We start from the raw sequence: 24558 nt of genomic DNA on the forward strand, positions 1-24558 counted from the left end.
ATTAAGCTAATAGTTGCTTTCAGTAACTATGTTACTGGTTCATTTGTTCCCGCTTCTACCGTCCGGAGAACAAAGTCCTCAGCGTTCCACGAGGATCCCGTCCGGATCGCACCAGATCATCGCGCCGGGACGGATGGTGACGCCGTCGATCTCCAGCGGCACGTCGATTGCCCCGGCGCCTTCCTTGGGGCTCTTGCGCGGGTTGCTGCCCAGCGCCTTGACTCCCAACGGCAGCGCCGCGACGGCAAGCCGGTCCCGGATGGCGCCATTGATGACGACGCCGGCCCAGCCGTTCGCGACGGCGCTCGCCGCAATCATGTCCCCCATCAGCGCCGAGCGGAGGGAGCCGCCGCCGTCGACCACCAGGACGGAGCCGCGGCCGGCCGTGGCCAGCACGGACTTGACCAGCGCGTTGTCCTCGAAGCACTGGATGGTCCGCACCGGGCCGCTGAAGTGGGTGCGGCCGCCCAGGGACTGGAACTGCAGGGACACGGAGTCGAGCTCCGAGCCGCGCTCATCGTAAAGGTCTGCGGTATTGACGGCGGAGGCGGTCACGGGAGCTCCTTCTTTTGTGGCTGAGGGGTCAGGTGGCGGAAGGGTCATCCCCGAGACTCGCACATTCCGAACGGATCCGCCGAGTCCCGGTAGTCTGGCACCGCACTGATACATACGCTTGATCATCAGTTCCAGGGGGAGCCATGAGCATGTCCGATACCACCGCGCCGGCCCTCGCCGAGCCCGAGCGCCGTGTCCGGCCCGTCTGGACCGCCGGGGTGGTCATGGTCAACGTCGGTATCAACGCGGCGTTCTTCGGTCCCCTCCAAGTTCTCCTGGGTCAGCAGGCGGCAGCCTTCAGCGAACCGGACAAGGAAGCCATCCTGGCGCTCGTGACGGGGGCGGGGGCGGCCGTCTCCCTCGTCGCCAACCCCCTCTTCGGGGCGTTCAGTGACCGGACCACCTCGCGCCGGGGCCGCCGGGTGCCGTGGGTGCTGTTCGGCGCCGTACTGGGCGCCGCGGCGCTGATCGCGCTGGCGGGCGCCCCGAGTGTCGCCGTGATGACGCTGCTCTGGTGCCTGGTCCAGGCCGGCTGCAACGGCGCCTACGCGGCCATCACCGCGGCGATCCCGGACAGGGTGCCCGTGCCCCAGCGCGGCACGGTCGGGGGACTCGCCGCAATGGGCCAGACAGCGGGAATCCTTGCCGGTGCGGTGATCGCCGCCACCGTCGCCGGAAACTTCGTCGCGGGGTACCTCGTCGGCGCGGCCGCGCTGCTCGCCGGCGTCGTGCTCTATTACGTCAAGAACGACGACGTCCCGCTGCCCGCGCAGGCGCGTCCGCCCCTGAGCGCGGCCAGCTTTCTGCGGGGCTTTTGGATATCCCCGGTCCGCCACCCGGATTTTGCCTGGGCCTGGCTGACGCGCCTGCTGGTGAACATCGGCAACCACATGATCACCCTGTACCTGCTGTTCTTCCTCAACGACGCCGTCCGGGTCCGCGAAACCCAAGGCATCGAACCCGAGTTCGGCGTGCTGATCCTGACGGGCCTGTACGCGGTCATGGTGATCATCACCAGCGTCGTCGGCGGCCGGCTGAGCGATCGCCTGGGCCGCCGGAAGCCGCTCGTCATCATTTCCTCCGCCGTGATCGCCGCGGCCTCGCTCATTCTTGCCTTCGCGCCGACCTGGACCGGGGCCCTGATCGGGGCGTCTGTGCTGGGGATCGGCTTCGGCTGCTACCTTGCGGTCGACTTTGCCCTCATCACGGAGGTGCTTCCCACGGCCCTCAACCGGGGCAAGGATCTCGGCGTCATCAACATCGCCAACTCGCTGCCGCAAGTGCTCGCGCCGCTCATCGCGTTTCCCTTCGTGACTCTGTGGGGCGGCTACGTTGCGCTGTACGTTGCGGCGGCCGTGATCGGGCTTCTCGGTGCCGTGTTCGTGGTGAAAATCAAGGGTGTGGACTGAGCCCGGCCCGTCTCGTTCCGGCGCCCCCGTCCGCCCCCGTTTGACTGGCGGGACGCCCGGTTCCGTGGCGTATAGTGGACGGCAATTGCCGCGGCAGCGCTGTGGGCGGAACGCTCCCCGCTGCCGAGAAAAACGACCCCGGAACGCTGCTGATGCCTGACTTTCACTCAGATCTTCCACCGATGGCCCCTCCTCCCACCCTGCCCCGCCAACGGCTCCGCTATGTGCGGATCCTGGAAGAAGCCGCCGGGTTTGCCCGCAAGGGCCTGGACTCCGTGGTCCTTTCCGAAGTGGCGGCCAAGGCGGATGTTCCGCTGGGGACGCTGTACCGCTACTTCCCCTCGGCCACCCAGCTGGTCCTGGCGCTGTACCGCAAGCAGCTGGGCGAGCTGCTCGCGGGGAGCTCGCCGGCCGAGGGAAAGGTTGCCGCCCAGGCCCTCGCGGGCGTGGTGATGGAGATCTTCCATATGCGCCTCATGCAGCCGGCCGTGGAGCAGTGCCTGAACCGGGCGGTCTACGTCAAGGACACCGACACCACCCGGCTGCTCCGCGAAATCGACGCGACGGCCGAGAAGGCCGTGACGGCGGCGTGCGGGGATGCTGCCGTCGCCCGGGTCCTGCTGCTGACGGTGACCGGCCTGGTCCAGGCCGTCCGGTGCCGCAGGCTGTCCCTCTTCGAAGCCGAGGAGGACCTCAAGAAGGCCTGTTCGCTCCTGCAGCGCGCCCGGCAGGCCGCGTAACCGGTCTAGACCAATGAGGCCGAAAACCCGGCTACGCGAGTGATCTGGGTCACTTCGTGACGTGGGGAAACGTTTCACCCAGGGGTTTTCCCTCTCCTGCCCGGAAAAACCGGCACGGCCCCCTGTTTACGATTGCTGGACCGGAGGCGGCTGATGCCAGCAACTCCGGGGCACCTTCGGCGACCGCCACCTCTGGTCGCCGCCGGCGCCCCCGCCAGACCAACTTGAGCATCCTCATGCTCGAGCTTCCAAGAGCCGTGCGCCCACGGTGAGTCCAAGGAGACAACGACGTGTCCATTGAAACGATCATTCCCGCCGATTCCACTTCCCCGGCTGAGGCGGTTGCCGCGCTCAGCGACGAGGAAATTTTCGCATCCCACCAGGGCGGCAAGCTTTCGATTTCCAGCAGCGTCCCGCTCGCCAGCAAGCGTGACCTCTCCATCGCCTACACGCCCGGTGTCGCCCAGGTCAGCCGGGCCATCCACGCCAATCCCGAGCTCGCCAAGACGCTCACGTGGGCCCAGCGCCTGGTGGTTGTCGTCAGCGACGGCACGGCCGTGCTGGGCCTGGGCAACATCGGCGCCAGCGCCTCGCTGCCCGTGATGGAGGGCAAGTCCGCGCTGTTCAAGGCCTTCGGAGAGCTGGACTCCATCCCGTTGGTCCTCAACACGACCGACGTCGACGCTATCGTCGAGACGCTCGTCCGGCTGCGCCCCAGCTTCGGCGCCGTCAACCTCGAGGACATCGCCGCGCCCCGCTGCTTCGAACTCGAGGAAAAACTCATTGAGGCCCTGGACTGCCCGGTCATGCACGATGACCAGCACGGCACCGCCGTCGTGGTCCTCGCCGCCCTGACCAACGCCGCCAAGGTGACCGGCCGGACGCTCGGAAGCCTGCGCGTGGTGGTCTCCGGTGCCGGGGCGGCCGGGATCGCCGTCGCCGAAATCCTGCTGACGGCCGGAATCAGCGACGTCGTCCTCCTGGACTCCCGCGGCACCATCAGCAAGGACCGCGCTGACATTGCCGCCGATCCGGCCAGCAAGAAGGCCCAACTCGCCGCGCGCAGCAACCCGCGCGGGGTGACCGGCGGACCGGGCGAAGCGCTGCTCGGCGCCGACGTGTTCGTCGGTGTCTCCTCCTCCAAGCTGGACGAGGAGCACTTGAAGCTGATGAACCACAGTTCGATCGTGTTCGCCCTGTCCAACCCGGACCCGGAAGTCCTGCCGGAGGTCGCCAGCAAGTACGCCGCAGTGGTCGCCACCGGCCGCAGCGACTTCCCGAACCAGATCAACAACGTCCTGGCCTTCCCCGGCATCTTCCGCGGCGCCCTCGACGCCGGCGCCCGCCGGATCACGCCGGCCATGAAGCTGGCCGCGGCCCGGGCCATCGCCGAACTGGCCGAGGACGAACTTTCGGCTGACTACATCGTGCCCAGCCCGCTGGACCCCCGGGTGGCCCCGGCGGTCTCCGCGGCGGTCGCCGCGGCGGCCGAAGCCGAGTAGGCCCGCGCACTCTGCGGTACACGGCGGCGGCGCTTCTTTGGGGGGAGCGCCGCCGCCGCCGTACATTCCCGGCCTAGACTGGGGCCATGAACCCCGAGACCGTCGTGACCGTGCTCTGCGGCGTCGCCATTCTGGTGGGTGTGGCCGGGACCATCATCCCCGTCCTTCCCGGCAGCATCCTGATCGGGCTGGGCCTGCTTGCTTGGCGCTGTGGGGCGGTGCAGGAGCCACGGGCTGGGTGGTCTTCGGAATTGGCATGGTGTTCCTCCTGGCCGGCATGGCCGCCGGCGCCGTAATGACCGGCCGGAAACTCAAGCAGCACAGCATCCCAAGCCGGTCCGTCGCGGCGGGGCTGGTGCTGGGCGTGGCCGGGATGTTCATCATCCCCGTGGTGGGGCTCTTGGTCGGCTTCGCTGCCGGACTCCTGCTCAGCGAGCTGCAGCGCACGCGGGCGTTCAGCACCGCAGTGACCTCCAGCTGGGCCGCGGTGAAGGCCACCGGACTAGGCATGATCGCGGAATTCGGCCTCGCGTGCCTCGCCGCGAGTACCTGGGTGATCGGCCTCTGGGTGGCCTCGGCCGCCTAGCAGCGCCCCGCCGGGCCAACTACCATGAGGGAATGAGCGCCGAACTTGGCGAATCCGCCCCCCATATCCCAGCCGGCCGGTCCGGGGACCAGCGCCGGCCGTACACGGACACCCGCGACCTGACGCCGTTCCGCAAAGCCGTGGTCCGGACGCCCGTCCGCGGCCTCGCCGGCAACGTCGGCGGGGTGGTGACCGGACTCATCGCAGGCCGGGCTCCCGGGACGCTGGTCGCCGAGGGCGGGGTGCCCCGCCTGGGCAAAGTCGGTGGCGGCCGCGCGGCCGGCAAGACTGCCAAAGCCGTGCACGCCGCCATCTTCGGGAGCACCGATCCGGATCCGCTGATCACCCTGGCCCGCACGTATCCCGGCTGGGCGGGCCTCTGCTACCTCATGGCCGGGCTGCTGGCCTACGCCCATGGCGGGCACCTGCGTGCCTCCGAGCTCCTGCAGCACGGCCTGAGCCTTCGGAACGACGCCGCCGCCAACCGCTATGCGTCCGTGTACCTGGCCGGGGTCGTCACCCGGGTGGAGGTGGCCGAGCGGATTGAGGTTCCCGTTCTCTTCAGCGAGGAGGCCGTGTTTCTGGCCTTGTCGCATTCCCTGCGCGAGACCGGCCATGCGGAGGCGGCGCTTGCGGCCCTCGCCGGCCTGCCGCCTTCGCTGCCGCTGGCACTGGCCCGCTGTTCACTTGCGGCCGAGCTGGGACGCGATGTCGACGTCGTGGCGGACACCGAGGGGCTGCTGAACGCGGACGACCTGGCTGCTGCCCTGTTGCTGGTCCGCGCCCGGTCGCTGCGCAAACTCGGAGCCTACAGCGCCGCCCGTACGGCCCTGCAAGAGGTCCTGCGGCGCCGGAAGACGGATTTCACGTTACGCGGCGACGCCCTGACCGACCGGGCCCTGCTCCTCCTCGACGCGGGCCGCAAGACCCTTGGGTCCCGGGAATGGCAGCGGCGGAAACCGGCAGAGGTGGAGGCGGTGAAGGCCATCCGGAAGGATGCGGAGATGCACGAACTCTGGGACCGCGAGTACGGGCGCGCTGAAGAGGACTGAGAGTATCCCGCGGCGTAGCCAGTGGAAAGGGCGGCCGAAGCCACGTATTCACTACCCTTGCGGGCCCCCGGGGCGGGGAGTACAAACAAGGCATGAGAGATGCGGTGGAGCGCTGGATGCAGCACTACATCACGGCGTGGACGACGAACGATCCTGAGGACATCAGGGCGCTGTTCACCGAGGACGCCATCTATGCGACCAGCCCCCAGGAACCCGAACCGTGGCGGGGCCGGGAGGACATCGTGGAGCACTGGCTTGCCGGGCGCGATGAGCCGGATGACTGGACGTTTGAGTGGAAGCTCCTGGGCGTCGACGGCGGCCGGACATTTGTGCAGGGCCTGACCACGTACCGCGGCAATAGCCGGAGCTATGACAATCTGTGGATCATCCAGTTGACCGCGGACGGCCGCGCGTCGTCGTTCACCGAGTGGTACATGCAGCGCAAGTAGCCGTCTCCCGGATTCGCCGGTCTAGGAGCGGGACACGGCCGCGCTGACGGCGGGCACGATCTGCTCCGCGAGCAGCGCCGCGCCCAGGATCAGCATGACGATGCCGCTGGCCAGTGTCACGTGGCGGGCGGCGCCCGGCCTGGCATGCAGCAATTTCCGGGCCAGGAGTGCCACACAGCTGTAGATGACCGCCACCAGCAGGACGAACGTCAGTCCGAGCAGCCCGGATTGGACCGGGACCGGCAGTGCGGCGTCCGGGCTGACGAACTGCGGCACCAGGGCCACGAAGAACAGCAGGCCCTTGGGGTTGATCCCGCTGATGCCCATGCCCTGAAGGAAGGCCCGGAGCTGGCTCTTCGGCGCCGCCGAGGGAGCATCCGCACTGAAGCTGGCGCCCCGCCAGGACCTTAGGGTGCTGAAGCCCAGCCACAGCAGGTAGAGGGCGCCCGCGGCCGTCAGCCAGCCGAGCACGCCGGGCATCCCGGCCAGCAGTGCGGCCAGGCCCAGCACCAGGAGCGCCGTGTGGAGGGCGTAGCCGCCGCACAGCCCGGCGACTGCGGGAGCGAAGCTGCGCTGGCGCAGCCCGGCGGCGATCGAATAGGCCCAGTCGACCCCCGGGGTGCATGCCAAGGCGACGGCGACAATCAGGAAAGCGAGGAAAAGCTGGGGGTTCACGGCGGGCTCCAGGGGTGCGGCACCTCGTGGTGGGTACAGGGAAAACTCTAGGCAAAATCGCCCCATAAGTGTTCGCCTATTTACCGGAGAATCACCTATTACGGGTAAGATCATTGCGTGATTGACCATATTGACAGGAATATTTTGCGCCACCTCCAAACCGATGGGCGCATGACCGCCACGGCCTTGGCGGCGAAGGTCGGGTTGACGGTGGCTCCGTGCCATCGCCGGCTGCGGGATCTCGAGGCGGCCGGAATCATCCGGGGTTACCGGGCGGACATTGACCCCGCCGCCGTTGGCCTCGGCTTCGAGGCGATCGTGTTTGTGACGCTGCGCCAGGTGGACCGTTCCACGATGGAGATCTTCGAGAACCGGGTGGCGGACAACCCCAATATCGTGGAGGCCCAGCGGCTCTTTGGTTCGCCGGACTATCTGCTCAAGGTCATCGCGGAGGATCTTCCCTCCTACCAGCGCTTCTACGACAGCGAACTGACCTCCCTGCCCGGCGTCGAACGCCTGACGTCCACCTTGGTCATGAAGAATCTGAAATCCAACGCCGGGCCGCCGGTCTGAGGCGGGGGCGGGGCCGCCTGCCGGCCCTAGAACCCCGGGAGCCGGGGGCGCGGCGACACTAGGCGCCCAGCAGTCCCGTGGTCCGGTAGGGGATAACCTCGCGCAGGAACATGCTCGTCGAGGTCCGGACGATCCCGGGACACAGCCGGATTTCCTCGGACACGCGGTAGAGGTCATCGGGGCTCGTGGCCACCACCCGGATCAGGAGGTCGGTGTCGCCGGCAGGGGCATGGCATTCAAGGACTTCCGGGATATTGCGCAGGGCGGCGATCGCCTCGTTGAGATGGCTCTGGTCCAGTTCCGCGCTCACGGCGGCCGCCACGCCGCGCCCCAGGGCTGCCGGCAGGACCCGGCTGCTGTTCGGGCGCAGTGCCCCCGACGCCGACATCCGCTCGAGGCGGGACTGGACCGTGCCGCGGGCCAGGCCCAGCTTCTGTGCCAGCACCATGACCGGCACGCGCGGATCCTCGTCGAGTGCGGCGAGGATCCGCCGGTCCGTCGCGTCAAGCTCCTGCAAAATGATCACTCCCTGTTCGTCGCCCCGAATGAAGTTGATCAGATTGACCAGTCCATCCACTGTCCGTTGCACCAACTGTAGGTCTTCTGCTCAAATGGTGACAACAAAGGGGACGAGGCCACCGCCGCGATCCCGAAGGCTACGGACACCCCGGCACACCACCCGGACCCCGGATAAGGCTCCCGCAAGGAACCCGCCGCTGACTGACTCTTGTTCACGCATCGTCATTCCGCACAACGCGCCACCACGCGGCAAGAGCCCCTGAGCCACCGACGTCGGATTCCCGAAGTCATCGGTAGCTGAGGGGCTCTTGTGCTGCCATAGGCTGGTCCCATGACCTCAGCCGGCCGCTTCGCCCCCAGCCCTTCCGGCGAACTCCACGTGGGCAACCTCCGGACCGCCATCCTGGCCTGGCTCTTCGCCCGGTCCACCGGGCGGCGGTTCCTGATGCGCGTGGAGGACCTGGACCGTGCCCGGGCCGGGGCCGAGGCCGAGCAGCTCCGAGGTCTGACGGCGATCGGCGTGGACTGGGACGGCGGCGTCGTGCGCCAGACGGACCGCGGGCAACTGTACACCGCGGCCATCACGCAGCTGACGGCAGCCGGACTGACCTACGAGTGCTTCTGCACCCGCCGCGAAATCCAGGAGGCCCCGTCCGCGCCGCATGCCCCCCAGGGCGCCTACCCGGGAACCTGCCGCAACCTCAGCAACGCCGAGCGCGAGGCCAAGCGGGCCGTCCGCCCGGCGGCCATCCGGCTCCGCGCCGACGTGGCTGAGGCGACCGTGCGGGACGTGCTCCACGGCAGCTACACCGGCGTGGTGGACGACTTCGTGCTCCGGCGCAACGACGGCGTGACCGCCTACAACCTGGCCGTGGTGGTGGACGATGCCGCGCAGGGCATCGACCAGGTGGTCCGCGGCGACGATCTGCTGCCTTCCACGCCGCGGCAGGCTTACTTGGCGGCCCTACTGAATATGCCTGTTCCGGAATATGCGCATGTGCCGCTCGTGCTGAACGCCGACGGCGCCCGGCTGGCCAAGCGGGACGGTGCGGTCACGCTCACGGACCTGGCGCTGGCCGGCGTGAATGCGGACGCGGTCCGGGACGCGCTCCTGGCGTCGGTCGGGCTTCCCGCCGGTCATCTCGAGCATGCCCTTGCTGTTTTCGATCCCGCCAACCTGCCGAGGGAGCCCTGGGTGTGGCCCGGGATGCCGGGGGTGCACCCGGGAACGAGCGCCCGGCCCCGAACGGGCAGCCGCGGCGCGTAGGCTGGAATCATGACCGAGCCCGCGCACCCCCAGCCACGCTTCACCGTCGAGACCGCCAAAGTCCTGGCCGAAGTGGCCCACAACCGCCAAAAGGACAAACTCAAGCGGCCTTACCGGGAACATGTACTCGCCGTGGGGGATGCCCTGGCGGACTTCGACGACGACATCCGGATCGCCGGGTACCTCCACGACATTGCCGAGGACACCCCGATGACGCGTCAGGCGCTGCTGGACATGGGAGTCTCCGAGCGGGCCGCCGACATTATCGAGCGGGTCACGAAACGCTTCCACGAGAACCCGGACGACTATCAGGCGGGCATCCGCTATATCGCCGAAGACCATGACGCCACGCTCGTGAAGATTGCCGACAACGCGCACAATTCGTTGCCCGAACGCGTGAAGGCGCTTGCGGAGAAGTGGCCGGACAAGCCGCCGGTCACCCGCTACGACGAGGCCCGCCCTGTGCTCTATGCCGCCGTCCCTGTCGAGGAGACCCGCAAGATCCTGACCCGGATCAACCAGTCGCTGCTCCAGGAACTGGACGACATGCTCGACGAGGCGGACGAGACCGACTACGAGAACCTCTCCTACGACGACGCCGGAGAAACGGCCGACGCCCGGCATGGCGACGGCGGCCGGCAGAGTGGCGCCGAGTCCCAGGGACTGACCGACTAACGGAGGCCGTCCCAGAGCGCGCGTTCCCAGCCCCTGGGGTCATTCACTACCCCCGGGGCGGCACCGAAACGCATGGTGGCCCTGCGCGCGGGTTCATATTCCGGCCAGCCCGGGTCCCCGCTGGTCGCAAAGGACACCCAGGCCGCGTGCAGGGAATCCGCCAGTTCCTGCGGGGGATTCTCGCCCAGGAGCGGCCCGAACAGCCGGGCCGTCGTGTCCAGGGTGTCAAAGACGAACGGCACTTCCAGGGCGTGGACCGCGCCGAGGCCCGGCGCGGCCCAGGCGAATTCGTACATGTAGGTTCCCGCGCCGGTGTCCCGGGCTGCATTCGCATGGGCCTCCGCCAGGCGCAGCGCCGGGATTCGCACCCACCAGTCCGTCTGCATCGCCGCCAGAAGGTCGCCGGGCGTGGCACCGGGGTAGTGGTCGCGATACGCATCGACCGCAGTGCGGACCGGAAGGCCATAGGCGGCCGGCGGCGGAAACCCCTCGATGCTGTCCGTGCCGCTCAGGTTCTCCTCTGTAACGCCGGCAAGCACGCCGGTGATGGCCAGGAAGAGTTTCCAGTCCTCGGTATTCGTCCCGACGATCACGTCAACGTGGGCGCCGGCGCCCGCGGCGATCCGGTCAATCGGACGGCGCGGAATGACGTCACCGTCGATCACCGGCTGCCAGGGCATCAGGCTGGCCACCACGTCGCGGCCCCAATGCTCGGGGTCCGGGTGCGCCAGCAGCTCAGCCTTAAGCTCTGTCTGCGCTGTCAGGAGCCGTTTGATCGGGACAGCCGCGATCGCCTCGCGGGTCTGCGGAACACCGAGTTTCTCGGCCAGGGAGCGTCCGATCCGTTCGGCGGCCGGGGCCGGGATGACGTGGTGGGCCGCACCGCTCTGCAGGATGGCCCGCCGGAACAAGCCCGCGGCCCGGGGCATGGAGAGCAGGACGCCGATGCTCATCGCCCCGGCCGACTCGCCAAAGATGGTGACGTTTCCCGGGTCGCCGCCGAAGTCCGCGATATTGTCCCGGACCCACTCCAGGGCCGCGACCTGGTCGAGGAGGCCCACATTGGCGTGCCCGTCGTTGAGATAGAGGAATCCGTCGGCGCCCACCCGCCAGTTGATCACCACGCAGACGACGCCGTCCCGGGCGAAGTTCCGGCCGTCGTAGGCCGCCGTCGAGCCGACTTCGAAGGCACCGCCCTGGATCCAGATCATCACCGGGCGTCCTGCACCGGACGTGCCGGCTGTGGCTGCCCGGGGAACGGGGGCCCAGATGTTGAGATTCAGGCAGTCGTCGCCGGTGAGGCCGGTGTCCCAATCGGACCCCGCGCTGACCGGCGGAGCAACCTGGGGAGGCGCCGCCCCGTACTCCGTGGCATCCCTGACACCAGTCCAGGGCTCCACCGGCTGCGGCGGCATGAGCCGGTTCGGTCCGGTCGGCGGTGCCGCGTAGGGGACGCCCAGGAAGGTGCGGACGCCGTCGGCCTCCGCGCCGCGCAGCGTGCCACACAGGGTGTTGACGACAGCGTCGATGGCCATGCCCGCCACTCTGGCACGTGCCGGGGGCGCCGGAAAGGGCCGAAGGTCACCGGCCGGACAGTTGTGTCCCCGCCGGGACCAGGGGGCGGCGGGCCCGCAGGAGAAGCCCGATATAGGCCAGATCGAAGATGCTGCAGAGGCCGCCGAGGCCCAGGATCAGCGGCGATCCCCCCAACCAGCCGAAGGCCACCGTGGGCGCCAGCGTGCCGATCCACTTGGCTACGCCGATCAACAGGGACTGTCCGCGGGTTCCGGCGCGGGCCGCGAACATCGCGATGAACAGCCCGGACATGAGCAGGTTCTGCAGGAATGCCGAATATCGGGAGGCGTCCGTCCAGCCGAATTCCACCACGAACAGCCACTGCACCGTGAAAGCCGTCAGGGCCAGCAGCAGCGCCCAGCCCAGGAACAGCCTGCGGCTCACCCAGGACGGCAGCTCCGCCCTGCCGAACTTCACGAAGGTGATGACGACCGCGACGTCGGCCAGCCCCCACACGATGTTGAAGACGCCTTGGGTCGATATTCCGGTGGCGACGGCGCGGGACGCGTAAAGGACCTCCCAGGCGAAGTTCAACGCCAGGGCGGCGGCTGGAATGGCGTAGCTGCGGTCGCGGAAGCCGATCCGGATGGCATCGACGTACACCGCCGTCCAGGCCGCGCCGCTGACGATCGTCAGAAACAGGATCATGCTGCCTCCACTAGGCACCGACTGCTAGGCACTGATTGCTCGGCGCTGACTGCAACGCGGGGTCACTTAGCGCCCATCCCGGACCAGAACATGGGCCGTATCTGACCCCGCGTTGCTTTGGTTGCGCCGCGCTACACCCGGCCCAGGGCTTCGATGTCCTCGAGGAAGTCCTGGTGCACCTCGTCGCTGACCGTCGTCCGGGTGTCCCGGATAGCATCGAGATAGTCCTGGGTGGAGGGGCCCTTGCGGACAGCGGCTCGGGTGCCGGGATCGCCCCCGGATGCGGACCCGTCGTCGTCGTACACCGCTTTTTCCAACGCCCGCTGGGAGGCGCTCCGTGCCGCGTACTCAATGTCCGCGGGGGAGAAGCCCTCGGTGCGGTCCACCAGGAGCTCGACGTCGACGTCGTCCACCACCGCGGCGGGAATGAAGCGCTGCCACATGGCCTCACGGGCCTGCCGGTCCGGCAGGCCGATCGGGATGACGTAGTCGAACCGGCCGTGCCGCAGGAAGGCCGAATCCAGGGCGCGGATGAAGTTGGTGGCGCAGACCAGGAGCCGGCCGGGCTGTTCGCGGAAGGCGGGGATGATCTTGAGGAGCTCGTTGGTGACACCCTGCAGGGGCGACGGCGGTTCGCCCGACCGCTGTGCGGCGATCTCCTCGACCTCGTCGATGAAGACCACGGCGTGCTCCAGCTCGGCGATCTCCAGGAACGTTTCGCGCAGCGCCCCGGCCAGTCCCTTGGGATCGGAGGCCAGCCGGGAGGGGAAGACCTCCACGAACGGCCACTCCAGCCGGGACGCGATCGCCTTGGCAAACGTCGTCTTGCCGGTACCGGGCGGACCAAAGAGGACGACGGCGCGCGGCGGGACCACGCCGTATTCGTCGGCGAGGTCGGCCTCCGCCAGCGGCAGGACCAGCCGGCGTTCCAGCAGTTCCTTTTCCCGGCGCATGCCGGCCACGTTCTCCCACAGGTCGCGGGCCAGGATGCGGCCGCCAAGCTGGCTGAGCGGTTCCAGTTCCTGCCGCTGGACCGGGATCCTTCGCTCAAAGTAGCGCAGGTTTTTCTTCAGCACGAACCCGCGGCCCAGGAACGCCTCCACCCGGGTTTCGGATTCCGGCATGAGCGCGGAGAGCTTGTTGAGCCCGTGGGGGGCCATCCGGTTTTCGACGGCGGCCAGCAGCGAGGTGCCGATCCCGCGGCCCCGGAACTCGGGCAGCGTGGCCAGGAAGACGATCCAGCCCTGGTCGTGCGCGGCGCGTCCGACGGCGGCTCCCACCACCTGTTCGCCCTGCACCGCCACGACGGCGTGGTCTTTTTCGCACGAGGCCAGGACCTCGGAGAGCGCGTAGACGGGCTCCACGTTCGATTCCTTCAGGGACTCCCAGAGGTGCAGGATGCCGTCAAGATCGGCCGAGTGGAAGTCCCTGATCCGCCAATTGGTCATGAAGTGTCTCCCGTGTGGTTCGTCGCTGAGCCGGTGTGAGCTTGTCCGTTGAGCTTATGCGAACCGCATCTCCGAGAGGTTGCGACGGCGTTGCATTACGCCGACACCCGCCCACCTGGCGAGCCCGGCGGGCGGGCGGGCGGGCGGGCCAGGTTCTATTTGCTGGCCTGCGATCCGGCAGCTGGCCTGTTGGCCACGAGCGGGTACGGGCCGGTGAAGCCGTCACGGACAGCCGCGATTTCCAGGATGCGGTGCCGGCAGAGGCGCCAGCCGAGCATCAGGAGCGGGATGATGACGACGAGGGACGCGATGGTCCACGTTCCTACCGGAGAGTCGAACGCCATGAGGACCAGCACCGCCAGGAGGAAGGCCAGCGTGATCCAGCCGGTGACGGGTGCGCCAGGCATCCGGAAGGAGGGCCGGCGCAGTTCCCCGCGGGCTGCGAGCCGGGCCAGCTGCATCTGACACAGGACGATCATGGCCCAGGTGCTGATGATGCCCAGCGACGCGACGTTCAGGACGATTTCGAAGGCCTCGGCGGGAACCAAGGCGTTCAGGATGACGCCCAGGACCGCCACGCCGGCGGTCAGGGCGATACCGCCGTAGGGGACACCGGACTTGTTCATCCGGGCGGCGAATTTCGGTGCAGAACCCGACATGGACATGGAGCGCATGATCCGGCCGGTGGAGTAGAGGCCGGCGTTGAGCGAGGACAATGCCGCGGTAAGGACCACGAGGTTCATGATGGCGTCCACGCCGTCCACCCCGATGGACCCGAAGAACGTCACGAACGGGCTTTCGCCGGCCTTGTAGGAGCCGTAGGGCAGCAGCAGCGAGAGCAGGACAAGCGAGCCGACGTAGAATACCGCGATGCGCACGATCACCGTGTTGATGGCCCGCGGCATGATCTTCTCCGGGTTTTCCGTCTCGCCGGCGGCGGTGCCGATCAGCTCGATCGAGGCGTAGGCGAACACCACGCCCTGCATCACCACGACTGCCGGCAGCAGGCCGTTGGGAAACAGGCCCCCGTTGTCCGCGATCAGGCTGAAGCCAACCTCATGGCCGGCGACCGGTGTGCCGAAGATGACGAAGTAGATGCCCACGAGCAGGAAGGACACCAGCGCCACCACTTTGATGAGCGCGAACCAGAATTCGAGCTCGCCGAACACCTTGACACTGATGAGGTTCAGGGCCAGGACCAGGATCAGGGCGGCCAGCGCCCAGGCCCACTGCGGCACGTCGGCGATGGGCGCCCAGTACTTCTTGAAGAAGTTCATGTAAAGCGCGACGGCGGTGATGTCCACGATCGCGGTCATGGCCCAGTTCAGCCAGTACAGCCAGCCGGTGACGAATGCGGCCTTCTCGCCGAAGAATTCGCGAGCGTAGGACACAAACGAGCCCGACGACGGCCGGTGCATCACGAGTTCGCCGAGGGCGCGCAGGATCATGAAGGCGAAGAAGCCGCAGACGGCGTAGCTGATGATCAGGGCCGGTCCGGCAGTGGCGAGACGGCCTCCGGCGCCCATGAACAGGCCGGTGCCGATGGCGCCGCCGATCGCGATCATCTGGACCTGCCGGGGTTTCAGGCTCTTGTGGTAGCCCTGGTCCTCGGCGTGGAGCGCCGCCTCGGTGGCATGGGCGTGGGCCGGAATGGTGTGGTCGGTGACGGCCGGCCGCTGGTTGGCGGGCTGTTTTTGGGCGCGGGCAGTATCGGGATGAGTCATGGGGGTCCTTCGGGTTCGAGGGTGCGCTACTTGCTCAGGTTGGCCAGGCGCTGCGGGCTGAGGAGCTCGGTAAGCTGTTCGGCGGTCAGGAGCCCGTGTTCGAGCACGAGCTCCGCGACGCCCTTGCCGGTGGCGAGGGCCTCCTGCGCGATGGCAGTGGCCGTGGCATAGCCCAGGTGCGGGTTGAGGGCGGTGACGAGGCCGATTGACTGTTCCACCGTGAGGCGGAGCCGCTCGGTGTTGGCGGTGATGCCCCGGACGCAGCGGGCCGTGAGGGTGCGGCAGGCGGCTTCCAGGTGGGAGATGCTCTTGTGGAGGCTGTGGACAATGATCGGTTCGAAGGCGTTGAGCTGCAGCTGGCCTGCCTCGGCGGCCATGGTGATGGTGACGTCGTTGCCGATGACCTCGTAGGCCACCTGGCTGACCACCTCCGGGATCACCGGGTTGATCTTGCCGGGCATGATCGAGGAGCCGGACTGCACTGCGGGGAGGTTTATTTCGCCGAGTCCGGCACGCGGGCCAGAGGAGAGCAGCCGGAGGTCGTTGCAGATCTTGGACAGTTTCACGGCGACCCGCTTCAGCACGCCGGAGAGGTGCACAAAGGCGCCGACGTCCTGGGTGGCCTCGATCAGGTCCACGGCCGTGACGAGCGGAAGGCCCGTGATCTCGGCCAGGTGCCGGCAGGCAGCCTCGGCGTACCCGGCCGGGGCGTTCAGGCCGGTGCCGATCGCAGTGGCGCCGAGGTTGATTTCGTGGATCAACAGGTCGGCTTCGGCCAGGCGGAGCCGGTCCTCGCCGATGGTGACGGCGTAGGTGCCGAATTCCTGGCCGAGGGTCATGGGGACCGCGTCCTGCAGCTGCGTGCGGCCCATCTTGACCACCGTGCGGAATTCGAGGGCTTTGGCGGCGAAGGCGTCCTCAAGCTCGGTGAGCGCTTCCAGCAGCTCCCGGGCGGCGAAGATCGTGCCGAGCTTGACCGCGGTGGGGTAGACGTCGTTGGTGGACTGGCTGAGGTTGACGTGGTCGTTGGGGTGCAGCCGCGCGTAGTCGCCCTTGGGGTGGCCGAGGACTTCCAGGGCCCGGTTGGCGATCACCTCGTTGGCGTTCATGTTCGACGACGTGCCGGCGCCGCCCTGGATGACGTCCACCACGAACTGCTCGCTGAGCTTGCCGTTCATGACGTCGGAGCAGGCCTCCTCGATGGCCCCGGCGCGTACGGCATCGAGCAGCCCGAGCTCGTGGTTGGTCCGGGCGGCTGCCAGTTTCACGGCGGCCAGCCCGCGGACCAGGTACATGTTGGAGGACAGCGGCTGACCGGTAATGGGGAAGTTCTCCACGGCCCGGAGGGTGTGGACGCCCCAGTAGGCGTCCGCCGGAACATCCCGGTCGCCCAGGAGGTCGTGTTCGGAGCGGAACGGTGCGCTTTCGTCGATCGAAGTCATGAATATCCTTACAGGGCGTCGGAGTCGTTGGGGGAGTGGGCGGCAGCAAGGAAATCGGTAGCCTGCAGCAGCCCGACGGGCCGCCCGCCGCCCAGCACGGGGAGGGCGGCGATGCGCGCCAGGGGTGAGGTGTCGACGTCGAGCGCGGCCAGGAGCCGCACGGTAACGGGCATCCGGGCGCGGTCTCCGCCGTCGGAGATCTTCACGGCGACGGCGCGGCCGTCCGGCAGGCCCACCAGCTGGACTCCCTCGAAGCCGTCCTTGGCCAGGAGACCGGGGGCCAGGCGCATCAGCGCAGTGACGTCCCGATCCTCGCCAGCCACCATCTCGGGGTGGCGGCGCATGGCGCCGGCGACGGCGGCTTCCGCGCCGGTCCCGGATGCTGCGGCCAGTTTGCCGAACGCGCGGGCCATGCCGCGCAGGGTGAGGGCGAAGAGCGGCGTGCCGCAGCCGTCGGTGGAGGTGCGCTCCGGCTCCTCGCCGGTGAGCTCGGCCACGGTCTGGGCCACGAGCTGCTGCAACGGGTGGCCCGGGTCCAGGTATCCCCGGACCGGCCAGCCGTTGATGACGCAGGTGGCAGCCATCGCGGCATGCTTTCCGGAGCAGTTTTGGGCCAGTTGGGTGGCCTGGCCTCCGCTGCCGAGCCAGTCCTCGCGCTCGCGGGCGCCGTAGGGCAGGTCGGTGCTGTTCTCGAGGTCTCCGGGGGCCAGGCCGTGCAGGTCCAGGATGCGTCGGGCGCCGTCGCGGTGGGGGGCGGCGCCGGAGTGGCTGGCGGCTGCGAGGGCGAGGAGCTCGTCCGGAAGGTCCAGGCCCGCGCGGACCATGGCAACGGCCTGCAGGGGTTTCAGGGCGGAGCGCGGGTAGAACGCGGCGAGGGGCTCGCCGGCGGCCAGGAGGGTGCGGCCGTCCGCGGCGGTGGCGATGGCCGAGCCGTAGTGGACGCTCTCGACCACGCCGTCGCGGGTCTGGACTGCGAGGGGGGTGTGCTGCGGGAGCCCGGCCGCAGCCGGCGGGGTCGGGATAGGCGCGAGGGCAGGTGAAATCATTGCGTCCTTTGGCAGTCGTGGTTGTCGCAGGTCAAGCTGCTGTGGTGTCTGGCGCAGGTGAATCGGCCGGTTCGGTCCAGGGCCGGCCGCTCGCCGTCATGGATTGAGGATCGAGTCGAGGGCCACGCCGACGGCGTGGAGGTGCTGGCTCATGGTGATGCGTGCCGTGGCCGCGTCGCCGGCCTCAATGGCGGACAGGATGCGCCGGTGTTCCTCGTCGGAAGCCTGCTGGCGATCCGCCACCATGTTCAGGGTCTCGGACTGATGCGACAGGGCCTCGCGGATGTCCGCGACGACGTTTTCGAACACCTTGTTCCGGCTGGCCCGTGCGATCAGCGCGTGGAAGCTCGAATCCAAGCCCACCCACACTTCGGGGTCGTCCTCGGCGGCCATCGCGTCGACGATATCCCGCATGGTGTCCAGCTCCTCGGGCGAACGGCGTTCCGCGGCCAGCCCGGCGGCAGGAATCTCGATGTGGGGCCGGGCCTCGGTGAGGTCACGGGCGGAGTATTGGCCGAGGACCAGGTCTTTGGCCACGTGGTTGGCGACGACGAACGTGCCCCGCCCGGTCTTCGTGAGGGTCAGGCCCAGTGCGGTGCAGGAGCGCAAGGCCTCGCGGACCACCGAGCGGCTCACACCGTACTGCTCGGCCAGCGTGGCCTCAGAGCTCAGTTTGGTCCCGACGCCGAGCTTCCCGGATTCGATTTCGGAGCGGAGGACGTTGAAAACAGCTTCGGCCGCGCTGAGGCGGGCGAGAGGCTGTACTGCTGTCCGGCTGTCTGACAGGTTCACGGTTCAAATATGGCAGGGGTCACACTGGGTGTCAACTATGGATAGGTAATGTGGTCCTTATGTGAAAGAATCTGCGTATGGATGCAGATATGCAGATTGATGTGGAAAGTCCCTATGTGGAGCTGGCCGTCGAGGTGTTTTCCATGCTGGCGGACGCAACCCGGGTGCGGCTGATCCTTGCACTGGGGGGCGGTGAGATGCCGGTGAATGCCCTGGCAGAGAGGGTCGGGAAGTCGGCGGCCGCCGTGTCGCAGCACCTCGCCAAAATGCGGCTGGGCGGCATGGTGGCCACGCGCCAGGAGGGGACCAAGGTGTACTACCGGCTCCAGAATGATCATGCGCGCCAGCTCGTCATGGATGCCATCCACCAGGCCGAGCACGCGCTGGGCACGGCGCCGGGGCACCTGTCATGAGCCGGCCCGCAGACTCCCTGCACGGCCACAGCCATGACGACGGCCATGATCACGGCCACCCGCACGCCCACGAGGACGGCCACAGCCACGAACATGGCCATGACCACAGCCACCCCAAGGGTCTGAAGGGCTGGCTCCACGAAGTCTTCGTCCCGCATTCGCATGATTCCGCGGACTCCATTGATCAGGCTCTCGAATCCAGCGCGCAGGGCATTCGGGCCGTCAAGGTGTCGCTGGCGGGTCTCGGGGCTACCTCGCTGTTCCAGCTGGTGATTGTGCTCATCAGCGGCTCCGTGGCGCTTCTCGCGGACACAATCCACAACTTCTCGGACGCTTTGACCGCGGTGCCGCTCTGGATCGCGTTCCTGCTTGGCCGGCGCAAGCCCACACGGACGTACACCTATGGTTTCGGCCGCGCGGAGGACCTCGCCGGGCTGTTCATCGTGGCCATGATCGCGCTCTCCGCCGTCGTGGCCGCCGTCGAATCCGTCCTCCGTTTCTTCCAGCCTCAACCCGTCCAGAATCTGGGCTGGGTCCTGGCGGCCGGGCTGGTAGGTTTCGCAGGCAACGAGCTTGTCGCGATTTACCGCATCCGCGTCGGACGGCGGATCGGCTCCGCCGCCCTGATCGCCGACGGCATCCACGCCCGCACTGACGGCTTCACGTCGCTTGCCGTCGTCGCCGGGGTCGCCGGCGTCTGGCTGGGCTTTCCCCTCGCCGATCCCATCGTGGGCCTGCTGATTTCGGTGGCCATCATGGTTCTGCTGTGGGGCACCGTGCGCGACGTCGGACGCCGCCTCATGGACGGCGTGGATCCCGCACTCTCGGACCGGCTCGCCGACGTCGTGCGCAGGCATTCGGACGGCGGGACGTCCCGCCTTCGCTGGTCCGGCCACCGCCTGCACGCCGAGATCACTGTGCCAGTCAGCTCCGGGGCCCGCATGTCCGATCTTGCCTCGATCGCCGCGCACCTCGAGGAGGGCGCCCGGGCAGCCCTGCCGCACCTCGGCTCGGTGTCGGTGGTGCCCGCCGCGACGGTGCCCCCTCAACCCAACTAACTCGCAGTTAAGGCCGTTTTCAGGGCTCAAAACGGCCCCACCTGCCAGTCAGTTGGGTCAGATTCCCAGCGTCGCCAGACTCTGCTGCAGCGTCTCCGCCGAGTGGTGCAAGGAGGCGAGTTCGCCCTCGTCCATAGGGGTGTCCAGCACCTTCAGGACCCCGCCGTGTCCGACGACGCTGGGCAGCGAGAGCGCGACGCCGGAGATTCCGTACTGCCCGTCCAGCACGGTGGAGACGGGAAGTACCGCGTTTTCGGCGCGCAGCAGGGCCTCCACGATACGGGCTCCGGACAGTCCGATGGCGTAGTTGGTGGCACCCTTGCCGGCGATCACCTTGTAGGCGGCCTGGGTCACTTCCCGCGCTGTCTCGGCCAGGAGCTCGGAAGTGAAAATTCGCTCGCCGTCGTCCGTCCAGTTGCGGATCGGGACGGGGCCGATCGTGGCGCCGGACCAGACCGGGAACTCTGTATCGCCGTGTTCGCCCACCATGCTGGCGTGGACGCTGGCAAGCGAGACTCCGGCGCGTTCGGCCAGCAGCCACCGGAGCCGCGAGGTGTCCAGGACGGTGCCGGAGGAGAAGATCCGCGATGTCGGCAAGCCGGAGATCTTCTGCGCAGCGACCGTCAGTACATCGCACGGGTTCGTGACCAGCACATAGACGGCGTCCGGGGCTTGCGCCAGCAGCTGCGGCATGAGTCCCTCGAGAATGCGCACATTGGTGCCGGCGAGATCCAGGCGCGTCTGGCCCGGGGACTGTTTGGCGCCGGCCGTCACAACCACGACGTCGGCCCCCTCCGTGGCGGAGATGTCCCCGCCGCCCGTGACGGTAGCCGACGCGGCGGCGAACTGCGTCCCGTGTGCGAGGTCCAGCACTTCTGCTTCCGCCTTGGTGGCGTTGACGTCGAAAAGGGCGACGTGGCTGGCCGAACCGCGGATCAGGGCCGCATAGGCAAGGGACGTGCCGACGCTGCCGGCACCGACCACCGCCAGTTTTGAACCGCTCTTCCGGGACATGATGCCTCTTTCCGGCCTAGTTCCCCGGCGCGTCGGCCGGGGTCGCCGCGACCGAGCCCGCGGTTTCGCCGCCGTCGATCACGAATTCAGCCCCCGTGACAAACGATGATTCGTCCGCCGCGAGGTACACCATGAGATCGGCGATTTCCGTTGGCTGGCCGACCCGGTGCAGCGGGACATGGACCGTATCGAAGGCCGCGCCGATGCCGCGGGCGCCGCCGCTGATCAATGCCACTTTGCCGTCCAGTCGTCCCATGACGTGTCCCTTCGAGGCTGCCTCGTGTCGGGGGCCCGGGCGGCTCGCCCGCCCCTGTCCAGCATCCCGTCGGGCCCGGGCCGGGGGCAGGGCCGTTGGACCCTAAGGGTCGAGGGCGCCCGCGCCGCCGGTACGATCGTGCCGAAATACCCCTGTACGGGCTCGTGTGGCCGTCCTACACTGGAAATGCGCGGAAAACGGCACGTTCGTACCTATGGACTCAGATTTCATCAACAAGTTTGATCAACAAGGAGGCAATGATGGAGAACCCGTTTCCGGACCGGCTCGCTGCCGAGGTCCGCACGCGGCGCGGTTCGCTCCGTCTGAGCCAGCGGGACTTGGCCGAACTCGCCGGCGTCTCCGAACGTTTCGTTCGGTTCGTCGAACAGGGAAAACGCACCGTGCAGTTGGACTCCCTGCTCGCACTTCTGGACACCCTGGGGCTGGAGCTCCGGGTGCAGACCCGGACCAGCACCGCCGCCCGTGCCCTCAGCGGCGTGCGTGACGGCGGCGGACAGCGTGGTCATGGCGAGCTGCCCGGCCATGGCGAACCGGCGGACGGGCCGGCGGCCCGGCCATGAGGCACCGCATCGCGGATGTATATAAGGCCGGCGTGCTGGCGGCGCGGTTGGAACGGCACGAGGGCGGCACCCGGTTCAGCTACCTGCCGGCCTATCTGGCGTCAGGGGGACCCGCCGTCGCGAGTTCGCTGCCCCTGACCGCGGTCCCGGTGCTGTCCGCGGCGGGAGCCGCGCCGCCGTATTTCACCGGGCTCCTGCCGGAGGGCCGGCGGCTCAACGCCCTGCGCCGCTCGGTCAAGACCAGTGTGGATGACGAGCTCTCGCTGCTCATCGCGGCCGGTGCCAATCCGGTGGGTGACGTGCAGATAGTGGGCCATGGCGAGAAGCTGGACCCGGACGAGCACGCCGTCGAACTTGACCCGGGGACGCCCGTGGATTTCGATGCCCTGCTTGGCGACTCCGGGCTGATCGACCCGGTGGCGCTGGCCGGGGTGCAGGACAAGCTGTCCGCGGGGATGATCTCGATGCCGGTGGCCAGCGCCGGGCGGCGCTACATCCTCAAACTCAACGCGCCGGAGTTCCCGCACGTCGTCGAGAACGAATGCGCAATGTTCCGCTACGCGGCGCGGCTGCGGATCCCGCTGAGCCGGGTCCGGCTGATCCGCGACGTCGCCAGCCGGCCGGGGCTCCTCGTGGAGCGCTTCGACCGGGTGCCGGTCGCCCAGGCGGCGGGGTTTACGACGGCGGGCGCGTCCCCGAACGCGGTGCTGAGGCTCGCCGTAGAAGACGGGGCGCAGGTGCTGGGGTTGTATCCGGCCGACAAGTACAACGTGGGCTACGGGCAGGTGTGCCATGCGCTTGCGGCGTACTGCGCGGCCCCGCTGCCGGCGCTGCGGAATTTGGCCCTGCAGGCGGCGTTTGCGTGGCTGGCGGGCAACGGGGATCTGCACGCCAAGAACGTTTCCATGGTGCAGCAGCCGAGCGGGGAGTGGTCCGTCGCGCCGGTCTACGACATCCCGTCCACCGTGGTCTATGGGGACAAGACGCTGGCACTGACACTGGGCGGCAAGAGGACGGGGATTTCGCGGAAGCACTTCCTGGGCTGGGCCGCGGAGATGGGGCTGACGGGGCGCGCAGCCGTCCAAATACTGGAACTGGCGCTGAAGGCCTCCGCGCCACTGCTGGCGGACCTTCAAGGCGGTACGGCGTTCAGCTCCATGACCGACGACGGCGCCTCGCCCTTCCCGGCGACCGTCACCCGGGATTGGATCAAGGAGCTCAAGCACCGGCGCAGGCTCATGGAGGGGTGACCTGCCGGCGTCGTGTCGACTCAGAGGTGCTGGATGCCGGCCCGCTGCATGGCGTCTTTGTACACGTCTACGTTCTTGGCGAGGAGCTCTTCCTGCTTGACCGGCGAAACGGCGAAAGCGCGGCCGCCGAGCGCGGTGGCCTTGTAAATCTTGACGCCATGGTTCTTCAGCGAGGAATGGTAGGTCTTCTCGAAAAGCGTCAGGAAGGAGTGGGCGTCCGCGCCGTGGGCAATGACGGCCGAGACGCGCCGGTTGATCTTCAGGAACTGGCGGAAGGGCCGCAGGCCGTCCGTCTTCTCTTGGACGTTCAGGGCCGAGGAAGCGTCCGGGTCACGGACCCACGGATAGGCGTTCCACGGCATCACGTAGCGGGGATCCAGCTCGGCGGCCTCATAGATGGAGGTGGCGCGGCGGGCTGCCTCGTCGTCATTGAAGTGCGAGACAAAGCCTGATTCGGTGCCCTTGCCCGGGCTGACATGCAGGCTGACGATCCGGCATTCGTCCTCGTCATGGATGGGGTCGATGTACGGGACCACCGATCCAGGCTTCTTTTCCATGAGTTCGTCGCACAGCTGCGTCACGGCGGCGATGTTCGGCTCCTGCAGCAGGGTCTTTTTTTCGTCCCAGTCAATCGTCACGATTTCTCCCTCAGCACTTGGCGTCCAGAATCAGGCGGCTTCCTCCACTCTACGCTTCCGGGGCAGAGCGTGTTCCTTCGGCGGGGACCAGAGGCTTTCTTCCCGTGTCCATAGTGGAGCGGCGGGCGTACGCTTAAAACGCCTGCAGGTAACCATCAGATGAAGCCGGGTTGTTCGGGACATGAAAGTGTCCGAGCCTTCTCTTAGCGAGATCGCGAAGGTACCTGCAGGCCTCGCGTCGTTCGGCCACCGGGCTGCATGGCGCTTTTCTTTGCCCACTCCTTGAAGTGGTGATTGGGTCCTAGGCCGCCGGCATCTCCTTGAGTTTGCGACGTCGAAGCGCTTCGGCACGGTTCCGCAGCCTTCTCCGGTGGCGGAACTGTTCTGCCGCTGCCGGGCGGACCGGTGGGCCGGGCAGCGCTGTCCCGGGTAGGGGTGGTGCGGTGGAGTGGTGGGTGTGGCCGGTGGGGGTGGTGAGTTCGAGGGTGTGCCGGGGTCCCGGGCGGGGCCGGGCGTTCCAGCCGGGGGTTTCTTTGGTGTGGTTGCAGGCTTCGCAGAGGCCGGCGCCGTTGGTGCTGGTGGTTTGGCCGCCGGCGTGGTGGGGGACGATGTGGTCCAGGTGGCGGATGGGGGCGTCGCAGTAGGGGGTGCGGCAGGTGTGGTCGCGGGTG

Annotated in this window: 26 protein-coding genes and 1 pseudogene; 13 read left to right on the top strand and 14 right to left on the bottom strand. The window is 68.1% G+C overall.

What is annotated here, in order from left to right:
- Positions 1–78 precede the first annotated feature (78 nt).
- Positions 79–603 (bottom strand): ribonuclease E activity regulator RraA, encoded by a 525-nt coding sequence (gene rraA, locus AB4Y72_RS17410; protein WP_441427390.1) that lies wholly within the window; start codon positions 601–603, stop codon positions 79–81.
- Between the two features lie 95 nt (positions 604–698).
- Between rraA and AB4Y72_RS17415 the strand changes: the two genes are divergently transcribed.
- From AB4Y72_RS17415 to AB4Y72_RS17440, 6 genes and pseudogenes are all read left to right on the top strand, one after another.
- Positions 699–1964, top strand: coding sequence for an MFS transporter (locus tag AB4Y72_RS17415; protein ID WP_441427391.1), 1266 nt, complete (start codon positions 699–701; stop codon positions 1962–1964).
- A 182-nt stretch (positions 1965–2146) separates the two neighbouring features.
- A complete protein-coding gene (locus tag AB4Y72_RS17420; protein WP_441427392.1) occupies positions 2147–2704 on the top strand; it encodes a helix-turn-helix domain-containing protein in 558 nt (185 codons plus the stop codon).
- A gap of 290 nt (positions 2705–2994) precedes the next feature.
- The gene (locus AB4Y72_RS17425) at positions 2995–4206 is read left to right on the top strand and encodes an NAD(P)-dependent malic enzyme (RefSeq protein WP_441427393.1); all 1212 of its coding nucleotides are present in this window, start codon (positions 2995–2997) and stop codon (positions 4204–4206) included.
- An 86-nt stretch (positions 4207–4292) separates the two neighbouring features.
- Positions 4293–4792, top strand: a pseudogene (locus AB4Y72_RS17430) (DUF456 domain-containing protein).
- Between the two features lie 32 nt (positions 4793–4824).
- Positions 4825–5844 carry a hypothetical protein gene (locus AB4Y72_RS17435; RefSeq protein ID WP_441427394.1) on the top strand — a complete coding sequence of 340 codons (1020 nt, stop codon included), beginning with the start codon at positions 4825–4827 and terminating at the stop codon, positions 5842–5844.
- A 92-nt stretch (positions 5845–5936) separates the two neighbouring features.
- Positions 5937–6293, top strand: coding sequence for a nuclear transport factor 2 family protein (locus tag AB4Y72_RS17440; RefSeq protein ID WP_441427395.1), 357 nt, complete (start codon positions 5937–5939; stop codon positions 6291–6293).
- A 21-nt stretch (positions 6294–6314) separates the two neighbouring features.
- Here AB4Y72_RS17440 and AB4Y72_RS17445 read toward each other — a convergent pair whose 3' ends face one another.
- Positions 6315–6968, bottom strand: coding sequence for a LysE family translocator (locus tag AB4Y72_RS17445; RefSeq protein ID WP_441427396.1), 654 nt, complete (start codon positions 6966–6968; stop codon positions 6315–6317).
- Positions 6969–7085: 117 nt separating this feature from the next.
- Between AB4Y72_RS17445 and AB4Y72_RS17450 the strand changes: the two genes are divergently transcribed.
- Positions 7086–7541 (top strand): Lrp/AsnC family transcriptional regulator, encoded by a 456-nt coding sequence (locus tag AB4Y72_RS17450; RefSeq protein WP_441427397.1) that lies wholly within the window; start codon positions 7086–7088, stop codon positions 7539–7541.
- 58 nt (positions 7542–7599) lie between these two features.
- Here AB4Y72_RS17450 and AB4Y72_RS17455 read toward each other — a convergent pair whose 3' ends face one another.
- Positions 7600–8058, bottom strand: coding sequence for an Lrp/AsnC family transcriptional regulator (locus AB4Y72_RS17455; RefSeq protein ID WP_441427420.1), 459 nt, complete (start codon positions 8056–8058; stop codon positions 7600–7602).
- Between the two features lie 333 nt (positions 8059–8391).
- Here AB4Y72_RS17455 and gluQRS point away from each other — a divergent pair, with 333 nt between their 5' ends.
- Both gluQRS and AB4Y72_RS17465 read left to right on the top strand, forming a co-directional pair.
- Positions 8392–9327 carry a tRNA glutamyl-Q(34) synthetase GluQRS gene (gene gluQRS, locus AB4Y72_RS17460; protein WP_441427398.1) on the top strand — a complete coding sequence of 312 codons (936 nt, stop codon included), beginning with the start codon at positions 8392–8394 and terminating at the stop codon, positions 9325–9327.
- A gap of 9 nt (positions 9328–9336) precedes the next feature.
- Complete coding sequence (locus AB4Y72_RS17465) at positions 9337–10002, top strand: HD domain-containing protein (protein ID WP_441427399.1); 666 nt, start codon at positions 9337–9339, stop codon at positions 10000–10002.
- On the opposite strand, the gene AB4Y72_RS17470 is transcribed toward AB4Y72_RS17465, so the two are convergent.
- The 7 genes from AB4Y72_RS17470 to AB4Y72_RS17500 form a co-directional block, all read right to left on the bottom strand.
- Positions 9999–11537 (bottom strand): carboxylesterase/lipase family protein, encoded by a 1539-nt coding sequence (locus AB4Y72_RS17470; RefSeq protein WP_441427400.1) that lies wholly within the window; start codon positions 11535–11537, stop codon positions 9999–10001. The two genes, AB4Y72_RS17465 and AB4Y72_RS17470, sit on opposite strands and share 4 nt — an antisense overlap.
- A 46-nt stretch (positions 11538–11583) precedes the next feature.
- Entirely contained in the window at positions 11584–12225 is a 642-nt protein-coding gene (locus AB4Y72_RS17475) for a transmembrane-type terpene cyclase (protein ID WP_441427401.1), read from the bottom strand.
- A gap of 131 nt (positions 12226–12356) precedes the next feature.
- On the bottom strand, positions 12357–13673 hold the full coding sequence (locus AB4Y72_RS17480; protein ID WP_441427402.1) for an ATP-binding protein: 1317 nt from the start codon (positions 13671–13673) through the stop codon (positions 12357–12359).
- Between the two features lie 155 nt (positions 13674–13828).
- Entirely contained in the window at positions 13829–15397 is a 1569-nt protein-coding gene (locus AB4Y72_RS17485) for an amino acid permease (RefSeq protein ID WP_441427403.1), read from the bottom strand.
- A gap of 26 nt (positions 15398–15423) precedes the next feature.
- Positions 15424–16839, bottom strand: coding sequence for an aspartate ammonia-lyase (locus AB4Y72_RS17490; protein WP_441427404.1), 1416 nt, complete (start codon positions 16837–16839; stop codon positions 15424–15426).
- Positions 16840–16847: 8 nt separating this feature from the next.
- Entirely contained in the window at positions 16848–17885 is a 1038-nt protein-coding gene (locus tag AB4Y72_RS17495; RefSeq protein ID WP_441427405.1) for an asparaginase, read from the bottom strand.
- A 96-nt stretch (positions 17886–17981) separates the two neighbouring features.
- Positions 17982–18677, bottom strand: a complete 696-nt coding sequence (locus tag AB4Y72_RS17500; protein WP_441427406.1) for a FadR/GntR family transcriptional regulator — start codon at positions 18675–18677, stop codon at positions 17982–17984.
- Between the two features lie 77 nt (positions 18678–18754).
- Here AB4Y72_RS17500 and AB4Y72_RS17505 point away from each other — a divergent pair, with 77 nt between their 5' ends.
- Positions 18755–19090, top strand: coding sequence for an ArsR/SmtB family transcription factor (locus AB4Y72_RS17505; protein WP_441427407.1), 336 nt, complete (start codon positions 18755–18757; stop codon positions 19088–19090).
- Positions 19087–20148, top strand: coding sequence for a cation diffusion facilitator family transporter (locus AB4Y72_RS17510; RefSeq protein WP_441427408.1), 1062 nt, complete (start codon positions 19087–19089; stop codon positions 20146–20148). Before AB4Y72_RS17505 ends, AB4Y72_RS17510 begins: the two co-directional genes overlap by 4 nt.
- A 57-nt stretch (positions 20149–20205) precedes the next feature.
- Here the strand turns inward: AB4Y72_RS17510 and AB4Y72_RS17515 are convergent, their stop codons facing one another.
- Both AB4Y72_RS17515 and AB4Y72_RS17520 read right to left on the bottom strand, forming a co-directional pair.
- Positions 20206–21162: an L-lactate dehydrogenase gene (locus AB4Y72_RS17515; RefSeq protein ID WP_441427409.1), complete on the bottom strand. Its 957-nt coding sequence runs from the start codon at positions 21160–21162 to the stop codon at positions 20206–20208.
- Positions 21163–21178: 16 nt separating this feature from the next.
- Complete coding sequence (locus AB4Y72_RS17520) at positions 21179–21418, bottom strand: SDR family oxidoreductase (protein ID WP_441427410.1); 240 nt, start codon at positions 21416–21418, stop codon at positions 21179–21181.
- Positions 21419–21678: 260 nt separating this feature from the next.
- On the opposite strand from AB4Y72_RS17520, the gene AB4Y72_RS17525 reads away from it, so the two are divergent.
- The gene (locus AB4Y72_RS17525; RefSeq protein ID WP_441427411.1) at positions 21679–21999 is read left to right on the top strand and encodes a type II toxin-antitoxin system Y4mF family antitoxin; all 321 of its coding nucleotides are present in this window, start codon (positions 21679–21681) and stop codon (positions 21997–21999) included.
- Positions 21996–23249 carry a type II toxin-antitoxin system HipA family toxin gene (locus AB4Y72_RS17530; RefSeq protein ID WP_441427412.1) on the top strand — a complete coding sequence of 418 codons (1254 nt, stop codon included), beginning with the start codon at positions 21996–21998 and terminating at the stop codon, positions 23247–23249. Before AB4Y72_RS17525 ends, AB4Y72_RS17530 begins: the two co-directional genes overlap by 4 nt.
- 20 nt (positions 23250–23269) lie before the next feature.
- Here the strand turns inward: AB4Y72_RS17530 and AB4Y72_RS17535 are convergent, their stop codons facing one another.
- Positions 23270–23887 carry a uracil-DNA glycosylase gene (locus AB4Y72_RS17535; protein ID WP_441427413.1) on the bottom strand — a complete coding sequence of 206 codons (618 nt, stop codon included), beginning with the start codon at positions 23885–23887 and terminating at the stop codon, positions 23270–23272.
- A gap of 301 nt (positions 23888–24188) precedes the next feature.
- On the bottom strand, positions 24189–24558 hold a 370-nt coding region (locus AB4Y72_RS17540; RefSeq protein WP_441427414.1), incomplete at its 5' end, for an HNH endonuclease.

It is taken from the genome of Arthrobacter sp. YAF34 (assembly GCF_052113245.1).
Lineage (GTDB): Bacteria > Actinomycetota > Actinomycetes > Actinomycetales > Micrococcaceae > Arthrobacter.